General features: G+C 58.9%; 15 protein-coding genes and 1 tRNA gene. 6 read left to right on the forward strand and 10 right to left on the reverse strand.

What is annotated here, in order from left to right; translation table 11 throughout:
- The first annotated feature begins 15 nt into the window (after window positions 1-15).
- A complete protein-coding gene (locus V6F91_RS00055) occupies window positions 16-2916 on the forward strand; it encodes an ATP-binding protein (RefSeq protein WP_332761420.1) in 2901 nt (966 codons plus the stop codon).
- Here the strand turns inward: V6F91_RS00055 and V6F91_RS00060 are convergent.
- Window positions 2893-4350: an ATP-binding protein gene (locus tag V6F91_RS00060; protein WP_332761422.1), complete on the reverse strand. Its 1458-nt coding sequence runs from the start codon at window positions 4348-4350 to the stop codon at window positions 2893-2895. The two genes, V6F91_RS00055 and V6F91_RS00060, sit on opposite strands and share 24 nt — an antisense overlap.
- 90 nt (window positions 4351-4440) lie before the next feature.
- Window positions 4441-5391 carry a GlxA family transcriptional regulator gene (locus V6F91_RS00065; protein WP_332761424.1) on the reverse strand — a complete coding sequence of 317 codons (951 nt, stop codon included), beginning with the start codon at window positions 5389-5391 and terminating at the stop codon, window positions 4441-4443.
- A 212-nt stretch (window positions 5392-5603) separates the two neighbouring features.
- Here V6F91_RS00065 and V6F91_RS00070 point away from each other — a divergent pair, with 212 nt between their 5' ends.
- Window positions 5604-6326 (forward strand): pirin family protein, encoded by a 723-nt coding sequence (locus V6F91_RS00070; RefSeq protein WP_332761426.1) that lies wholly within the window; start codon window positions 5604-5606, stop codon window positions 6324-6326.
- Window positions 6327-6375: 49 nt separating this feature from the next.
- Here V6F91_RS00070 and V6F91_RS00075 read toward each other — a convergent pair whose 3' ends face one another.
- Window positions 6376-6915 carry a hypothetical protein gene (locus V6F91_RS00075; protein WP_332761428.1) on the reverse strand — a complete coding sequence of 180 codons (540 nt, stop codon included), beginning with the start codon at window positions 6913-6915 and terminating at the stop codon, window positions 6376-6378.
- Window positions 6916-7096: 181 nt separating this feature from the next.
- The gene (locus V6F91_RS00080) at window positions 7097-7972 is read right to left on the reverse strand and encodes a LysR family transcriptional regulator (RefSeq protein WP_332761430.1); all 876 of its coding nucleotides are present in this window, start codon (window positions 7970-7972) and stop codon (window positions 7097-7099) included.
- A gap of 110 nt (window positions 7973-8082) precedes the next feature.
- Here V6F91_RS00080 and V6F91_RS00085 point away from each other — a divergent pair, with 110 nt between their 5' ends.
- From V6F91_RS00085 to V6F91_RS00095, 3 genes are all read left to right on the forward strand, one after another.
- Window positions 8083-9282, forward strand: a complete 1200-nt coding sequence (locus V6F91_RS00085) for a YbfB/YjiJ family MFS transporter (protein WP_332761432.1) — start codon at window positions 8083-8085, stop codon at window positions 9280-9282.
- Window positions 9283-9342: 60 nt separating this feature from the next.
- Complete coding sequence (locus tag V6F91_RS00090; RefSeq protein ID WP_332761434.1) at window positions 9343-10341, forward strand: NAD(P)H-quinone oxidoreductase; 999 nt, start codon at window positions 9343-9345, stop codon at window positions 10339-10341.
- Window positions 10342-10452: 111 nt separating this feature from the next.
- On the forward strand, window positions 10453-11397 hold the full coding sequence (locus V6F91_RS00095) for an alpha/beta hydrolase (protein WP_332761436.1): 945 nt from the start codon (window positions 10453-10455) through the stop codon (window positions 11395-11397).
- A 25-nt stretch (window positions 11398-11422) separates the two neighbouring features.
- Here the strand turns inward: V6F91_RS00095 and V6F91_RS00100 are convergent, their stop codons facing one another.
- A complete protein-coding gene (locus V6F91_RS00100) occupies window positions 11423-11752 on the reverse strand; it encodes a hypothetical protein (RefSeq protein WP_332761438.1) in 330 nt (109 codons plus the stop codon).
- A 196-nt stretch (window positions 11753-11948) separates the two neighbouring features.
- Between V6F91_RS00100 and V6F91_RS00105 the strand changes: the two genes are divergently transcribed.
- Window positions 11949-12224: a hypothetical protein gene (locus V6F91_RS00105; protein WP_332761440.1), complete on the forward strand. Its 276-nt coding sequence runs from the start codon at window positions 11949-11951 to the stop codon at window positions 12222-12224.
- Between the two features lie 111 nt (window positions 12225-12335).
- Here V6F91_RS00105 and V6F91_RS00110 read toward each other — a convergent pair whose 3' ends face one another.
- The 5 genes from V6F91_RS00110 to ihfA all read right to left on the reverse strand — a co-directional run bounded on the left by V6F91_RS00110 (window position 12336) and on the right by ihfA (window position 15675).
- Window positions 12336-12623, reverse strand: coding sequence for a hypothetical protein (locus V6F91_RS00110; protein ID WP_332761441.1), 288 nt, complete (start codon window positions 12621-12623; stop codon window positions 12336-12338).
- Between the two features lie 886 nt (window positions 12624-13509).
- Window positions 13510-14610 (reverse strand): acyltransferase, encoded by a 1101-nt coding sequence (locus V6F91_RS00115; RefSeq protein ID WP_332761443.1) that lies wholly within the window; start codon window positions 14608-14610, stop codon window positions 13510-13512.
- Between the two features lie 259 nt (window positions 14611-14869).
- A tRNA-Pro gene (locus V6F91_RS00120) sits at window positions 14870-14946 on the reverse strand.
- A gap of 89 nt (window positions 14947-15035) precedes the next feature.
- Window positions 15036-15392: a MerR family transcriptional regulator gene (locus tag V6F91_RS00125; protein WP_003179985.1), complete on the reverse strand. Its 357-nt coding sequence runs from the start codon at window positions 15390-15392 to the stop codon at window positions 15036-15038.
- Window positions 15373-15675 carry an integration host factor subunit alpha gene (gene ihfA, locus V6F91_RS00130; protein ID WP_002553164.1) on the reverse strand — a complete coding sequence of 101 codons (303 nt, stop codon included), beginning with the start codon at window positions 15673-15675 and terminating at the stop codon, window positions 15373-15375. The genes V6F91_RS00125 and ihfA overlap by 20 nt, the downstream gene beginning before the upstream one ends.

A 15675-nucleotide genomic window follows, 5' to 3' on the forward strand; every position in this document is an offset into this window, starting at 1 on the left:
CGCAGGAGTGAGCTGTTGAGTCTTTCCCCGAATCAGGCCATCGGCTTTGGCCCCTATCGGATTCATCCCGGACAACGCCGCGTATTCGAAGGCGAGCAACCGCTGCGTCTGGGCCGGCGGGCAATGGACATTCTGCTGATTCTGCTGGCGCGTGCCGGGGAAGTGGTGAGCAAGCGGGAACTGATGGCCGGGGTCTGGCCGGACAGTGTTGTCGAAGAAATCAATTTGCGCGTGCACATGGCGGCATTGCGCAAGGCGCTCGGTGACGGTCAGGCCGGCCAGCGTTACATCGTCACGGTGGCGCAGCGAGGCTACAGTTTTGTCGCGCCGCTCCTGCTGCATTCCATGGAGGAGCGTCCTTTGGACGATGCCGGCGGTCGCCACAATCTGCCCTTGCGGCGCACGCGCATGATTGGCCGCCAGCCACTGGTCGACCGCCTGATGAGCGAGCTGCCGCGCCGACGCTGCATCACGCTGGTCGGCCCTGGCGGAATCGGCAAGACCACCGTCGCGCTGCGGGTCGCCGAGCAGTTGATCGGCTTTTACCGCGACGGTATTCGCCTGGTGGATCTGGCGCCGCTCAACGACCCCGCGCTGATCGGCTCGCACCTCGCCACCCTGCTTGATCTGGTGCTGCCTGAGGGCGACTCGCTGGCAGCACTGGTCGACGCGCTGCAACCACGGCAGATGCTGTTGCTGCTCGACAACTGCGAGCACCTGATCGAGGCCGTCGCGACCCTCAGCGAAAGCATTCTGCGCGGCGCGCCCAAAGTGCACATTCTCGCCACCAGCCGCGAAAGCCTGCGGGCCGAAGGTGAGTGTGTCCAGCGCCTGGACGCGCTCGCCTACCCGTCGATGAGTACGATGCTGAGTCGCGAACAGGTACTCGAATTTTCGGCACTGCAACTGTTCATCGAGCGAGCCACGGCCGCCCAGGAAAGTTTCGAACTGAGCGATAGCCAACTGCCGCAAGTGATCGAAATCTGCCACCGACTGGACGGGATGCCACTGGCGCTGGAACTGGCGGCCGCGCAGGTTACCGAGCTTGGCCTCGACGGTTTGCTCGGGCAGTTGCAGGGTCGCCTGCCACCATTGAACAAAGGCCGGCAAAGCAGTCACGAACGGCACCTGACGCTGCGCGCCACGCTGGACTGGAGTTTCAATCTGCTGGAGCGCTGCGAGCAGACCTGCCTGCGTCGTCTGGCGGTGTTTCGCGGCGGTTTTACTCTGGAATCGGCGGCGGCCGTGATCGTTGGCGAGCAGATCGACCCCAGTGTGGTGTTCGTCTCGATCACGCAATTGGTCGCCAAATCCTTGCTCAGCGTCGAGGTCGGCGATGAACAGGTGTTCTATCGCTTGCTCGACACCACCCGCCGTTATGCGCTGGAAAAACTCGAGCAGGCCGCCGAATTCGATGACACTCGCGACCGCCATGCCGAACGCTGTCTTGCGCTGATGCAGCAAGCGAAAAGCGAGTGGGAGCACACCTCGACGGCGCTGTGGATCGAACGCTACGCCCGTGGGCTGGAAGATTTGCGCGCGGCGCTGGAGTGGAGCCTGCACGGGGCCGGCTCCGCGGGGTTGGGGATTCGTCTGGCGGCGGCCTCGGCGCCGTTGTGGCAAGAACTCTCACTGCTCAAGGAATATGGCGGCCATGTGCGCCGGGCACTGCGCCTGTTCGATGAACGCGACGAGCCTTGCCCGCGCCTGAAAATCACCTTGAAACTGGCACTGGGCAGTGCCTGCTACCACACCTGGGGAGGCACCGCCGAAACCATCGAGGCCTTTGCACAGGCGCAACAACTGGCGCAGGCGAACAACGACGTTGCCGGCCAATTGCGTGCGGTATCCGGGCACATGGCGGTCAACCTCAGTTGCGGGCATTACCGCCTGGCGCTGGCGCAGAGCGAGCAGTTCGACCGCCTCGGCCTGCACGGCGACCCGCTGCTGTCACTGAGCACGCACCGCTTGCGAGTACTGGCGTTGCATTATGCCGGCGACCAGTCGCAGGCGCGCGCGCATGCCGAGCAGGTGTTGCAACGCATGGCGCAGAGCGGCAACGTCAACCGTTTCACCCACGGCTTTGGCGTGCAATACGACCAGAGCGTGGCCTCGTTGACGGTGCTGGCGCGCGTCTTGTGGATGCAGGGTCTGCCCGAGCAGGCGTGGCGTGCGGCGCGGCAAGCGCTGGACATCGCCGTGCAGATCGACCACGGCACCTCGATCTGTTACACGCTGGCCTTGGCCAGTTGCCCGATCGCCCATTACAACGGTGATCAACAGAACGCACGGATGCTATTGCGCCTGTTGCTGGAGCAATCGCAGAAGCATTCGGTGTTGTTGTTCAATAATTGGGGTCGCCAGTACGCGCAGGTCATCGATGCAGACGCCATCGACCTGCCACCAACGCAGAGCAGCGGGTTGATCGGTGAAATGATGGTCACGCTGGATCCACGCTTTGTCGATGATGCGTTGCTGCAGCGGGCACTGATTGGCGAGGCCGGATGGAGTACGGCGGAGATATTGCGCGCTCAAGCACTGGCGTTGCTATTGCAGGATTCGGCTTCGGTGGAAGGCCTTCGCGAGCAGGCTCGCTCCCGCACGAGATCTGTGTTTGCCAATACCTGTGGGAGCGAGCCTGCTCGCGAAGAGGCCATCACCGGCACCACCAATACTCAGCAAGCCGAACACCTCCTGCAACAAGCTCTGACCACCGCCCGCGCCCAAGACGCCCTCGCCTGGGAACTGCGCAGCGCCACATCACTGGCGCAACTCTGGCAACGCCAGTCGCGCGGTCATCAAGCACTGAATCTGCTGGGCCCTGTGGTTGAGCGGTTCAGCGAAGGTTTTGCGACCCCGGATTTGCGCAGAGCACGCTTGGTGATCGACACCCTAAATGAACACATACACGCCTGAAGTGCTGCGTAGCCGATTGACGTAGCACGCATGCCGCCGCTCAAGCTCGACTTCTTCCCCACTGCGCTCAAGCTGCTCGCGCGCATAACGTCGAGTGGTGTTGAGCATGCGGTATCGGCAAGCGCTGCCGCTACCCTCCTCCGTCAGCAGCGATTTGTGCACCAGGCTTGTGATGATTGCGGCGAGGCCCGATGACGCCAATTGCGTGCAACTGACCACTGCCAGCGCCGCCTCCAATGTGAAAGGCAACTTGAATATCGATAAACGCTGAAATACGCGCCGCTCCGGCTCACTCAAGCGCTGAAAGCTGCTGTCCAGCGCCGCCTTTATCGACTGGTGGCGCGGCACGGCAGTGCGCCGCCCCTGGCTGAGCACTTGCAGACCGTTGGCCACGTGCGTGTGCAACCCGACCACGCCCAGCGCATCGATCTGCGCCGCCGCCAGTTCGATCGCCAGCGGCAAGCCGTCGAGTTGTCGGCAGATTTCGCGCAGCGGCTGCACATCCTGAGCGCGCAGCTGGAAATCATGCTGGCGCGCCCGCGCGCGACTGATGAACAACTGCACCGCCGGGCATCCCATGGCCTCGGCGACATCATTGACTGCCACAGGCTTTGGCATGTTCAAGGGTGGCAGTTGCGTGACGACTTCACCGCAGACCTGCAAGGGCTCTCGACTGCTGACCAGAATGGACACACGTGGCGCCGCGCCTGCGAGGGTTTCGATCAGCGTCTTGCAGGCCGCATGCTGATGCTCAGCGTTGTCGAGAACCAGCAAGGCATGACGTTCGCACAGCCCGGCCAGATCGCTGCCGAGCCGGTGCAGGCAATGCTCCAGCAATGAAATGTCGTCACTGATCTGCGCAAGATCGACATGCCAGACGCCATGGCGAAAGTACTGCACCAACAGTTCCGCTACGCGCAGGGCCACGGTGGACTTGCCCACGCCGGTCGGGCCGGTGATGGTCAGCAGCCGACACCCTGGCACGTGTCGCATCAGACTGCCCACCAGCGCATCGCGGCCGATCACCGTGGTCAACCGCGCAGGCAGGTTGTGCGATGGCGGTGCTCGATTGGCGAACGTATCCGATGCTGCGTTCTCGTGATGCACCGGGGCGATAAAACTGTAGCCGCATTGCGGCACGTTTACGATGTAACGTTGACCGTTGCCACCGTCTCCCAGGGCGCGCCGCAGTGCCGCGATGTGCACCCGCAGGTTGATTTCTTCGACCACCGACGTCGGCCACACCTGTGCGATCAATTGCTCCTTGGTGATCACCCGACCGGCACGCTCGACCAGCACCTGCAAGATGTCCAGCGCACGACTGCCCACGCGCAATGGCCGATCCCCGTTGAGGATCAGTCTTTGCCGCACATGAAAGGTGAAAGGGCCGAAACGCAGCACTGACGCCAGGTTGAAATCGTTGGGGCTGTTCATGCCAACCATCTTGGCAGCCTTCAATGACGCGACAATGGCGACACGGGGCGCAACACGGACATACCGAGGCGCCAGACGGACAGAAACGCTCTAACTGAACTGTTCGCGGTACTGCGCCGGTGTCAGGCCGAGCTTTTCGGCGAACAGCGAACGCATGTGCCGGACGCTGCCGAAGCCGCTTTTGTAGGCCACGGTCTTGAGCGGTAACTCGCTGGTTTCCAAAAGATTTCGCGCGCAGTCGACGCGGGCGCTTTGCAGAAACTCCATCGGCGTCATGTTGATTTCCCGGGCGAAAACCCGGGCGAAATGCCGCGCACTCATATTGGCAATAGCCGCCATGCGCTCGACCGTAAACGCTTCGTCGAGATGTTCGAGCACGTAGCTCTGCGCGCGGGTGATCGGGGTTTCCTGCGGCGCCACGGCCGCCATCAACGGGCTGAACTGGGCCTGCCCGCCCTGCCGCTTCATCACCACAAGCAAGACTTTCGCCACATCCTGGGCAAGCTTCTTGCCGTGATCGCGGGCCACCACGGCCAACGCCATATCGATGCCTGCGGTGACACCGCCAGAGGTAATCAGGTTGCGGTCTTCGATATAGATCTGATCAGTGGCGACATCGGCTTTGGGAAACGCCCGGATCAGCCGCTCGGTGTAATTCCAGTGCGTGGTCACCTGATAACCGTCAAGCAGACCGGCGTGCCCCAACACAAAAGCGCCGGTGCAAATCGAACCGTAATACTCGGCCCGCTGCACGGCGCCCTTGAGCCAGGTAAACAAGGCAGGAAACTGCTGGTTGTAGGCGCCGGGGCCGCCGGGCACGAGCAACAGGTCATAGCGCTCGGTGTCTTCGTCGATTGTCCGGTCGGCCTGCACCATCACGCCGTTGGATGCCCGCAGCGCGCCGGGTTCGGTACCCAGAGTGACCAATTGATAGTGCGCGTCGGGCTTGAGGTAGCGGTTGGCAACCGCAAAAACCTCGAGCGGCCCGGCCATGTCGAGCAAAAGAAAGTCGGGAAACAGCACCATTGCCACGGTTTTCATGGGAGTACGTCGCTTCAATCGGAGAACATGAGACAGGCTGGACATTATGACCAAGCGAGGCTTCTCAGGCGCGAAAAAATGTGTGAGCGGCCTCGCAACTGTCAACCTGAACGGGACAGTCTTTCAGTTTTCACCTGCTTATTGGATCGCTTGGTAAATAGTAACCTTCTCCTCACTCGGACGAATTCACGTCCCGCCAGGAGATTCTAATCATGCTGACTCTTCGCAAAGCCTCCGATCGTGGCCTCGCCAATCACGGCTGGTTGAAGTCGTTTCATACTTTTTCCTTCGCCAGCTATCGCAACCCTCGCGAACAAGGTTTCTCGGACCTGCTGGTGATCAACGACGACCGCGTTGCTGCCGGCAAAGGTTTCGGCCAGCACCCGCATCGCGACATGGAGATCTTTTCCTACGTGCTGGAAGGTGCGCTGGAACACAAGGACACGCTGGGCACCGGCTCGGTCATCCGCCCCGGCGACGTGCAACTGATGAGCGCCGGCAGCGGCGTGGCGCACAGCGAGTTCAACCATTCAGCCACCAAGCCTGTGCATTTTCTGCAGATCTGGATCGTACCGGAAGTCAGCGGTGCCAAACCGCGCTATCAACAGGAGCATTTCAGCGCGCAGAAAAAACGCGGTCGCCTGCAATTGATCATCTCGCCTGACGGTAAGGACGGCTCGCTGAAAGTACGCCAGGACGCACGTGTGTTCGCCGGGCTGTTCGACGGAGAAGAAAGCGCCACGCTGAAACTACCGCCCAACCGCTACGCTTATGTGCATGTGGCACGCGGCAGTGTTGAACTCAATGGCCAGCCATTGCAGGAAGGCGATGGCGTTCGGGTTCGCGAAGAACAGTTGCTGACTTTGAGCAACGGTGCCGATGCCGAGGTGCTGGTGTTTGACTTGCGACCCCAGGAGTTGCCGCAGATGCCATGACGCAGTGTTTCTACACTTACGAGAACGGCCTACCGATGAAGGCCGTTTTTTATTCGGGTGATTTACTCCATGGCAGCGAGGGCGGCATGGGTACGGTAAATTCCTTGCCGGCCTGAATCGCCGCCAACGTCGTCTGGACCGCTGCATAGGTGTTGGCCTGATTGGCATAACAGGCACCGACGACAATGGCGACGAGCCCGACCAACTGGACGGCGGCCGCCGCCCAGACATTGGCTTTCGTCGTGCTTGCCTGCCTGATGGCTTCTTTCGATTCCTGTGCAATGTTCTGGATGGCTGAGGACATCAATTCGAAGCGTTTGTCCCGTTCCGACTGAGCCCTGTCCCGCTCCGACTGCGCCCTGTCCATCTCTGACCGAATTCGGGAGTCTGCCTTGTCCCGCTCGGCCTGAGCCGCCAGAAATGCATCGATACGCATCGATACGCCCTCCATCCGCGCATCCATTCTCGCTTCTATGGTCTCGATCCTGGCATCGAACTCTTCGCGGCTTATACTGCTCATGATGTGCGTATTCCGGCTGTTGTTGAATGGATCACTGTCTGAATATTGCCCCAATTCCCTGGCTTTCAATTCGTCACCTTTGGCGGTTACCGAGACCTTCCGTGGTCGATCGTTTCAGTGCGAGCCCTGCGACTCTCACCAGACTGTGGAAACGATAAAGCCGTTACCCAATACCAACAAGCCGGCCGATTCGGCCACGTTTGTAGTCTTTTTCGTCAGCCGACGTAGCCTCATCCAAACAGCCTTGAGTTCATTGATTTTCCTGCGCAAACGCTTCGACAATCTGCTCGATTACCGCCCTCACCCGCGCCGTGTGGCGCAAATCCGCATGGGTCACCAACCACACGTCGTACGGCAGCGGTCGTGTACGTTGCGGCCACAATCTGATCAGGCCATCGCGTTCGCCCATGTACACCGGGATTTCTCCTACACCCAGACCCGCCGCAATCGAGCGACGCACCAGCAGGCTGGAGCTGAGGCTGGCGACGATTCGCCCGCGACCCAACGGTTCGGAGCCCAGCGTCAAGTCCTTCTTGCTTTGCAGATAGGGTTGATAGACCACCAGATCGTGGCCTTCGAACGCCGTGTCTGGCTGCGGAGAACCGTTGGCGTCGATGTAAGCCTGCGAAGCGAACAGGCCCACCGGCCAGCGGGCAATGCGTCGGGCGATCAGGTCGGGATTGTCCGGCCGGGTATTGCGCACGGCGATATCGGCTTCGCGTTTGGCCAGGCTCAAAATCTGTGTGGACGCCTCCAGTTGCACGCGCACGTCCGGGTGCAGGGCATGCAAGCGCGCCATGGCCGGGATCAGGAAATCGATGGCCAGCGAATCGGTGGTGCTGACCCGCACGGTGCCGGTCAGGCGATCGTCCAGCCCTTCGATTTGCCGTTGCAGATCCAGCGCCGACTGCTCCATTTTCTCCACACTCTTGAGCGCCGCTTCGCCGACTGCAGTCAATGCGTAACCGTCGGAAGTGCGCAGGAACAGCGTTGCACTCAGGGTCTTTTCCAACGCAGTAACACGTCGCCCGACAGTCGCCTGATCCACGCCCAGCACCCGCGCCGCGCCCCGCAGCGTCGACTCCCGGCAAACCGCCAGAAACACTCGCGCATCATCCCAGTTCATGTGTCCCCCCGTGATGCAAAATCGCATCAGTGCGCCGCTTAATCGCTGCGTTATCGCAGCAACGATAGCGGATATGCTCGACGCCATAAACCTTTCACGAGATCGCTGTCATGCGTACTTCAACCTCCTCAGGCATTTGGATGCCGATCTTCGCCGGGCTCTGTGCCAGTCTGGTCAGCATCGGTCTGGCGCGCTTCGCTTACACCCCGTTGATCCCTTCGCTGATTGAAGCCCGGTGGTTCAGCGCCAATGATGTGGTCTACCTCGGCGCGGCCAATCTCGTCGGCTACCTGATCGGCGCCCTGCTCGGTCGGCCGACGGCGCGCCAGCTCGGTAATAAAAATGCCTTGCGGCTGATGATGCTGGTGGTCACGGCGGCGTTTTTTGCCTGTGCATTTCCGTTGTCGGTGAGCTGGTTTTTCGGCTGGCGGCTGCTGTCAGGTATTGCCGGTGGCGCAATCATGGTGCTGGTGGCTGCGACCGTTCTGCCGCATGTGCCGGCAGCACGCAAGGGATTGGCCAGCGGCGCGATCTTCCTCGGCATCGGCCTGGGCATCGCTGGCTCCGGGACGTTGGTGCCGCCGCTGTTGAGCCTTGGTTTGCAGGCTACGTGGCTGGGCCTCGGCGGTCTGGCGCTGGCACTGACTGCACTGAGCTGGTTTGGCTGGCCGGACGACTTTGCGCATCCAGTGGTGATGCACGAAACCACAGGCGTCGAGCAAACCCCACGCGCGGTCTATCTGCTGTTCGCTCAGTACGCCTTCATGGCCGCAGGTCTGGTGCCGGCCATGGTGTTTTTGGTGGACTTTGTAGCGCGGGGTCTTGGCGCTGGTGCGCACACCGGTGCGCTGATCTGGGTGATGTACGGTCTGGGCGCGATTGTCGGGCCGGTGAGTTATGGTTTTCTCGCCGATCACCTGGGCGCACGCTCCGGCATCCGCCTGGTGCTGGTGCTGCAAGCGATTGCGCTCGGTCTGCTGGCAGTGTCTCACTCGTTTCTGGCACTGGCGTTGCTGGCGGTGATTCTCGGTTCCTTCCCGCCCGGCATCGTGCCGCTGGCCCTGGCGCGGGTGCATGAGCTGGTGCCGGAGCATCATCCCCAGCAGATCGCCTGGAGCCGCGCCACGGTGTCATTCGCCACCTTTCAAGCGCTGGCGGGGTTTGCCTACTCGGCGCTGTTCAATGCCAGTGGGGGTCATCATGCGTTGTTGTTCATGATCGCCGCTGGCGCGATCGTCGTAGCGCTGCTGCTGGAACATGCGGTGAAGTGGCTGCCCGCCACGGCTCAACCACACCGTTGCACAAATTGAGGGGAATCATTGCCCGCCCGGCAAGCTCCCATTACTGAACGTACGCCTACAGGAGTCGACATGTCCCTGCCCAATGAAATGACCCGTATCGAAATCACCGAGCCCGGCGGGCCCGAAGTCTTGCGGTCCAAGCGCGTACCGCTGCCGGTCGCTGCCGCCGGCGAAGTACTGATTCGCGTGCACGCTGCCGGCATCAATCGCCCGGACGCGTTGCAGCGTGCCGGCAAGTACCCGATGAAGCCCGGCATGAACCCGATCCCAGGGCTGGAAGTCGCCGGCGAAGTCGTCGTGCTCGGAGAAGGTGTCAAGCAATTCGCTGTTGGTGACCGAGTCTGCGCGTTGACCAATGGCGGCGGCTATGCCGAATATTGTGCGGTTCCAGCCGGCCAGACTTTGCCGATCCCCGCCGGGCTCGATTGGGTGCATGCTGCCGCCATTCCGGAAACCTTCTTCACCGTCTGGGCTAACCTGTTCGGCCTCGGCGGCGCGAGTCGCGGCCAGCGCGTGCTGATTCACGGTGGCACCAGCGGCATCGGCACTACCGCGCTGATGCTGTGCCGCGAGTTCGCCATCGAAGCCTTTGCCACGGCTGGCAGCGCCGATAAATGCGCAGCGATCCGTGCGTTGGGTGGCGAGGCGATCAATTATCGCGATGCAGATTTCGCCGCAGTGATCGCCGAGAAGACCGACAATCACGGGGTCAACGTCATTCTCGACATCATGGGCGGCTCGTACTTCAACAGTAATGTCAGCGCACTGGCAATGGACGGCCGGCTGGTCATGCTCGGTTTTCTTGGTGGTGCCCGAGCCAATGACATTGATTTGCTGGCCATTCTCGGCAAACGCGCGGTGGTCACCGGTTCGCTGCTGCGCGCTCGCACCGCGGCAGAAAAAGCCGAGATAGCTGCACAACTGCACGAACACGTCTGGCCAGCGCTGGCTGCCGGACGCTGTCTGCCGATGATCGACGAGGTCTACCCACTGACCGAGGCAGCGGAGGCACACGCTCACATGGAGGCAGGTGACCATATCGGCAAGATCGTGCTGCAGGTGAGTTGAGCCTCGCAGCATTTTGTAATCAATGCCGCCGGACAGCGGTCGAAAAAATTACGCGCAGACCGAGGCATCTGGTAAAAGGCGTTCTTTGTCTGCGCTCAGGTGAAACGTTTAATGTTCCGGTCCTTCATGACGCGACTGCGCCGCCGCCGCCTGGCATTCGTCTGCATGGCCGCGTTGATCATCGGTGTGCCGACCAGTTGTGCCGTGCTCGAACACACCGAGCGCACCCTGCTGTTTCGCATCGAACCGGGCAACGCTGGCTGGTATCGCGGCTTGCCCGGCAGCGTGCAGGAACTCACCCTGCAACCGAAAAGCTTCAAGGCCGGACAAAACATTCATGCCTGGTGGTGGCCGGCGGAGAAAGCCGATGCGCCGGCGATTCTTTATCTGCACGGCGTGCGCTGGAACCTCACCGGGCAGTTGTTCCGCATCGAACAGTTGCGCGCGGCGGGCTATTCGGTGCTGGCCATCGATTACCGTGGCTTTGGCCAGAGCAAAGGTGATCTACCGTCGGAACGCAGTGTTTATGAAGATGCTCGCGTTGCATGGGAGCGCTTCCAACTGCTGCAACCGGACCCGAACAAGCGCCTGATTTACGGTCACTCTCTCGGCGGCGCGGTAGCGATTGATCTGGCCGCTGAACTTGGGCAGCACGCTGCTCGCAACCACGCCCCCTTACCCGTGCGCGGCCTGGTCATTGAGTCGACGTTCACGTCGCTGGCCGACGTAGCTGCCGCCGTCGCCAATACCTCGCTACCCGTGCGCTGGCTGTTGTCACAGAAATTCGACTCCATCGACAAGATAGCCGACATTCACATGCCACTGCTGGTGGTCCATGGCCAGGCTGATGCCTTCGTACCGCCGCGCTTCAGCGAGCAATTGTTCAATGCCGCTGAGCAGCCCAAACGCCTGCTGCTGGTACCCGGTGCGACGCACAACAACAGCATGGCGCTCGGGGGCCAGGGCTATCGCAAGGCACTGGATGCGTTGATGCAGACCAAACCGTCACCGCGGGTTGCCGGGCCGGCAGTGGCCAAGGGCTCTCGCGACTCCTGAGCTGTTCAACCTATGCTCACCGGCATCAGCGCCGTGCCAGTTCGTGACGTACGCACTGTTCGTAATAGGTCTGCTTGACCGCCGCGGGGTTTAACTTCGAACTGCTGTTATAGGTTTGCTCGGTAATGCCCATCGCGGTCATGCGCATCCAGGGCTGCTGGAACCGCCGAACCTGCAATTGTTTGCGTGCCCCATACAGCGAAACTCCAGACAGTTTTGACCGCTGCGCGCCGGCAGCAATGTCCGAGCCCCACGTGCAGGCAAAGCGGTGGCCCTTGCTCAGCTCTTTTGCCTGTACGCCCGAGACGATCAAAGCCAGGGAAAGCGTCGCAACGGTGATAACAATCGTCCGCATTTAGCCGACCTAACCTTTTGAAAAAAGGCGATTTTGCCGGGGCAGATCAAGTCTGGGGGCCAGCAATTTGCCTTCTTGCGGTGACTAATCCTTAACCCGAGTACATCCCGAGCTCTGCCGCTCGTCCAGTACCTCGCACCTTTGGCGGGCTGGCTTATCCAAAACGATACATCCCGTCGCGCAGAAGGCTCTTGCAATGAACAGGATAATCGCCGCCTTATCGTTCGTTAGTCTGTTTCTGATCGGCCCCCTTCACGCATCGGCAGCAGAAACGACAGCGGGCGCCGCCACCCCCGCCACCGCCCTGCCCGGTGTCAATCATGCAGAAAGCTCCCGCGACCATGATGAGAAGGCGAACAAGAAAGGCGAAGAGTCGTCAGGCGCAAACGCGGGGGCGGAGCCTCATGAGACGCAGAAGGATGCCGCCACGTCCAGCGACTCCAAAGACCTGGAGAAAAAGCCCACGCAGTAATATCCAATGGACAACTCACAGACCGTCCGGTCTGTGCTCGGGCTCCATAAATGAAAAGGCCAATGTCATCGACATTGGCCTTTTCATTTCAGTGCCGAAGAAACCGGTGTGTTATTGCTTGGTGCACTGAGCGCCCAACCCCATTCCCATGGAACCCAGCGCAACCATCGGGCCGCTCGGAAGTTCGCACTTGTACTCACCCCCATCGGTTTGAGCGGTGTAGTAGGTTGTATTGAAGTCGTTGCGGATGTTTGAAACCTTGGTAACGGGTTTGCCAATGGTAGTCTGCGCTCGATCCTTCAGATCACTTTCTGCCGGTTTGACGGTCTGGCATCCAGAGACCGCGAGCGCGAATGTTGCGAGTAAAACCAGAACCGGGACAGTCCTTGATGAGTTCATTGCAGATCGACCTTTTTGATTTTTATGCCGGAATATTTGACAGCAAGCTGTCAGGCGATAGGACTTTAAAGTCGAGCCGGGACAGGGGCAATTAGGTCGGATGTGCTAATGGCTGAAAGCTAGCGTCGCTCCCGATGAGGTTTTACGACTGCCTTGGAGTGGCGCAAAGATATTTTCGCGACCTCAATCATTAACTTAGAAAAAATGAATTAGCCACCTGATCCTTCGGTCAAGAATTATGAATGCAGTAAATCTGACGAGGTGACAGTAATGACTATCCAGGCAGAGACACTCGCAAAACTGACTGAAGCGCTTCAAGAACGAGGCATGAATAGAGTTTCAGACATCCATTTCACCCGCGCACCTTACCGATACAACCATCGCTGGATCTGTATCGTGGAGTGAACGTGCGGACCGCCCGCGCCTGGATCGAAGTATCCAGCGCTGGCGCTCCGGCTTTCGAAAGAAACGCAGGGTGGCGAGTTCGTCTTTTTCAGAACTTGTTCATCAGTCGACGGCAACAAAAAACCCGGCACGGTGGCCGGGTCTTGTAATGGTAAAAGGTCATGGTGCCTGTTTCGCGCCGCCGTTCTCCCGCCCCGTCTGGGCATCCTGATCGGAACCAGGATTCCCGGGTGGCGGATTCCAGTCCTCTGGTCGCTCGTCCGCACCCTGCTTTGGCTCAGAGACAGCCTGTTCCAGGCCAGAATCATGGCCCGCGCCAGAGTCCGGCGTTTGCTCGCTTGGTCCCGGATATGGAGCTTCAGGGCCGTTGTTGTCGTCAATCATCATTCTCTCCCGTCATTGGCGCAGGTCTGCGCTTACTACTGAGAGAAGATCCCACGCCAAGGAGTGCGATTCGCTCGACGAGCGGGAGTTAACCTCGCTAAGCGGCAACCACTATTTTCTCATTCGCTTCCAGGCGTCTTTTTTTCACGGCTTTTACGATGGGCTTCTCGACCAAAATGTGAAGCGACACCGAAACCGCAACGAGTATTGCAAAGTAAGTCCAAAACTGGAGTTCGTATCCCGTAGCAGACGATGGATAAAACCTGGAAAGCAAAAGATACATTGGCATCTGCATGATATAAAGCGCGTAACTTGCATCCCCAAGCAACGTCGATATCTTGCCTTTCATGAATCCAGGTATAGCCCGATTGCAAACTGCACAACTATAAATAAAAAATAAAAAGACTACCGCATAGAAACTTGATCCATATGCGAACTTCTCCCCAAAAAAATCATTGATCATTCTGCCAGTTCTTGACAATGCGTAGATAACAAGAATTGACAGAATAAATAAAACGATATTCTTTGCCTGCTCATAAGCACCACCAGCTTTGAGCCTGGAATACGCGTAGCCTCCGGAAAAACCAAGTACGAAGCTGCAAAAATGCGCAGGTGGGAAATAGTAAACAATATCTACCGCACGTGATGGGTTGACTGTTGCGAAATCAGACATGTTGATCGAGGACAACACAAACTGTGTCGCCAGCCAAAAAACGCACGACACAGCGATCCACACTACTGGCGAGCCCACCCCTTTTCTCGCCAACACGATTAACGCTGGTGCAAGCAAATAGAAAGCCATCTCAACGGACACAGACCACGCTGGCATGTTCAGCGACAATGGATATGGACTAAACCATGATTGCAACATTAAAACAGATAAAGTCAAATCAACTTCTTTCCCCACAACACCTATCAGCGCTAGAGTTAAAACCAACGCTATAAGATACACCGGCAAAATTCTGGCAAGTCGATCAAGATAGAAACTTCCAACAGAAAAATCTTTCTTGATAGATGATAATGCAATAACAAATCCCGAAAGAACAAAAAAGAACGTTACTGCGATTGAACCAGCAGCAAGAACGGTAGGAAGCATTTTGTAAAACTGGGTCTCTCTTCCATAGTGAAATATCACGACAGACGCCGCAGCGATAAACCTAAAGAACGTTAAAGATTCAAGCCTATTGCTATCCTTCATACCTGCGCATCCAATGTGTCCTTCGGCGCAGCGAATATACCAGAGGCTGCGCCAATGAACACGGCCGCGTCATAGCAGTGAGGCGAAAGCGAGCCTCCTACCGCCATGCACGGCATAGAGCATTACTTCACGGAAACTCTAAGCACGACCCACGCGGGCCGGCGCTGACCATTCCAAGAAAAAAACAGCATGCCCCGCAAAAGTCCCCGCCCATGAAAAAGCCGAACTGGCTAGAGTTCGGCTAAGTCATTGAAAAATATGGTCGGGACGGAGTGATTCGAACACTCGACCCCTAGCACCCCATGCTAGTGCGCTACCGGACTGCGCTACGCCCCGACTGATGTTGCATCTCGTTCTTCGCTTCGAAGAACGCTCAAGAATATAGCGCAAGCGTTTGAAAACTGGAAGTATTCATACGCTGCTTTTTATTTCTTGAGCACTACCAGCACGTCTTCGAGCTCGGCAATCATCTGCCGGATCATCTGCTTGTACTGGGTGGTGTCGTCTTTGGCTTCGTCGCCGGACAGGCGCAGGCGTGCGCCGCCGATGGTGAAACCCTGATCGTAAAGGAGCGCCCGGATCTGCCGGATCATCAGCACGTCCTGGCGCTGATAATACCGGCGGTTTCCGCGCCGTTTGACGGGGTTGAGCTGAGGAAACTCCTGCTCCCAGTAGCGCAGCACGTGTGGCTTTACGGCACACAGCTCGCTGACTTCACCAATGGTGAAGTAGCGTTTGCCCGGGATGACGGGTAGTTCGTCGTTATGACTTGGTTCCAGCATAAGCCTCAACTCGGGCCTTCAACTTCTGCCCTGGACGAAAGGTGACCACACGGCGAGCCGTGATCGGGATTTCTTCCCCCGTTTTCGGGTTGCGGCCAGGCCGCTGGCGTTTGTCCCGAAGGTCGAAATTGCCGAAACCGGACAATTTGACCTGCTCGTTGTCTTCAAGAGCGTGCCTGATTTCCTCGAAAAACAGTTCTACCAATTCCTTGGCTTCCCGCTTGTTCAGGCCCAGCTCTTCATACAGACGTTCCGCCATCTCAGCTTTCGTCAAAGCCCCCAT

Source organism: Pseudomonas koreensis (assembly GCF_036668835.1).
In the GTDB taxonomy this organism is placed as follows: Bacteria; Pseudomonadota; Gammaproteobacteria; order Pseudomonadales; family Pseudomonadaceae; genus Aquipseudomonas; species Aquipseudomonas koreensis_I.

Excerpts from the sequence above, each read along its gene's own strand:
- ihfA (WP_002553164.1), bottom strand. The coding sequence starts at position 15,675 with ATGGGGGCTTTGACGAAAGCTGAGATGGCGGAACGTCTGTATGAAGAG.
- V6F91_RS00065 (WP_332761424.1), bottom strand. The coding sequence starts at position 5,391 with ATGAAAACCGTGGCAATGGTGCTGTTTCCCGACTTTCTTTTGCTCGAC.
- V6F91_RS00070 (WP_332761426.1), top strand. The coding sequence starts at position 5,604 with ATGCTGACTCTTCGCAAAGCCTCCGATCGTGGCCTCGCCAATCACGGC.
- V6F91_RS00105 (WP_332761440.1), top strand. The coding sequence starts at position 11,949 with ATGAACAGGATAATCGCCGCCTTATCGTTCGTTAGTCTGTTTCTGATC.
- V6F91_RS00095 (WP_332761436.1), top strand. The coding sequence starts at position 10,453 with ATGTTCCGGTCCTTCATGACGCGACTGCGCCGCCGCCGCCTGGCATTC.
- V6F91_RS00060 (WP_332761422.1), bottom strand. The coding sequence starts at position 4,350 with ATGAACAGCCCCAACGATTTCAACCTGGCGTCAGTGCTGCGTTTCGGC.
- V6F91_RS00090 (WP_332761434.1), top strand. The coding sequence starts at position 9,343 with ATGTCCCTGCCCAATGAAATGACCCGTATCGAAATCACCGAGCCCGGC.
- V6F91_RS00110 (WP_332761441.1), bottom strand. The coding sequence starts at position 12,623 with ATGAACTCATCAAGGACTGTCCCGGTTCTGGTTTTACTCGCAACATTC.
- V6F91_RS00125 (WP_003179985.1), bottom strand. The coding sequence starts at position 15,392 with ATGCTGGAACCAAGTCATAACGACGAACTACCCGTCATCCCGGGCAAA.
- V6F91_RS00115 (WP_332761443.1), bottom strand. The coding sequence starts at position 14,610 with ATGAAGGATAGCAATAGGCTTGAATCTTTAACGTTCTTTAGGTTTATC.
- V6F91_RS00085 (WP_332761432.1), top strand. The coding sequence starts at position 8,083 with ATGCGTACTTCAACCTCCTCAGGCATTTGGATGCCGATCTTCGCCGGG.
- V6F91_RS00080 (WP_332761430.1), bottom strand. The coding sequence starts at position 7,972 with ATGAACTGGGATGATGCGCGAGTGTTTCTGGCGGTTTGCCGGGAGTCG.
- V6F91_RS00100 (WP_332761438.1), bottom strand. The coding sequence starts at position 11,752 with ATGCGGACGATTGTTATCACCGTTGCGACGCTTTCCCTGGCTTTGATC.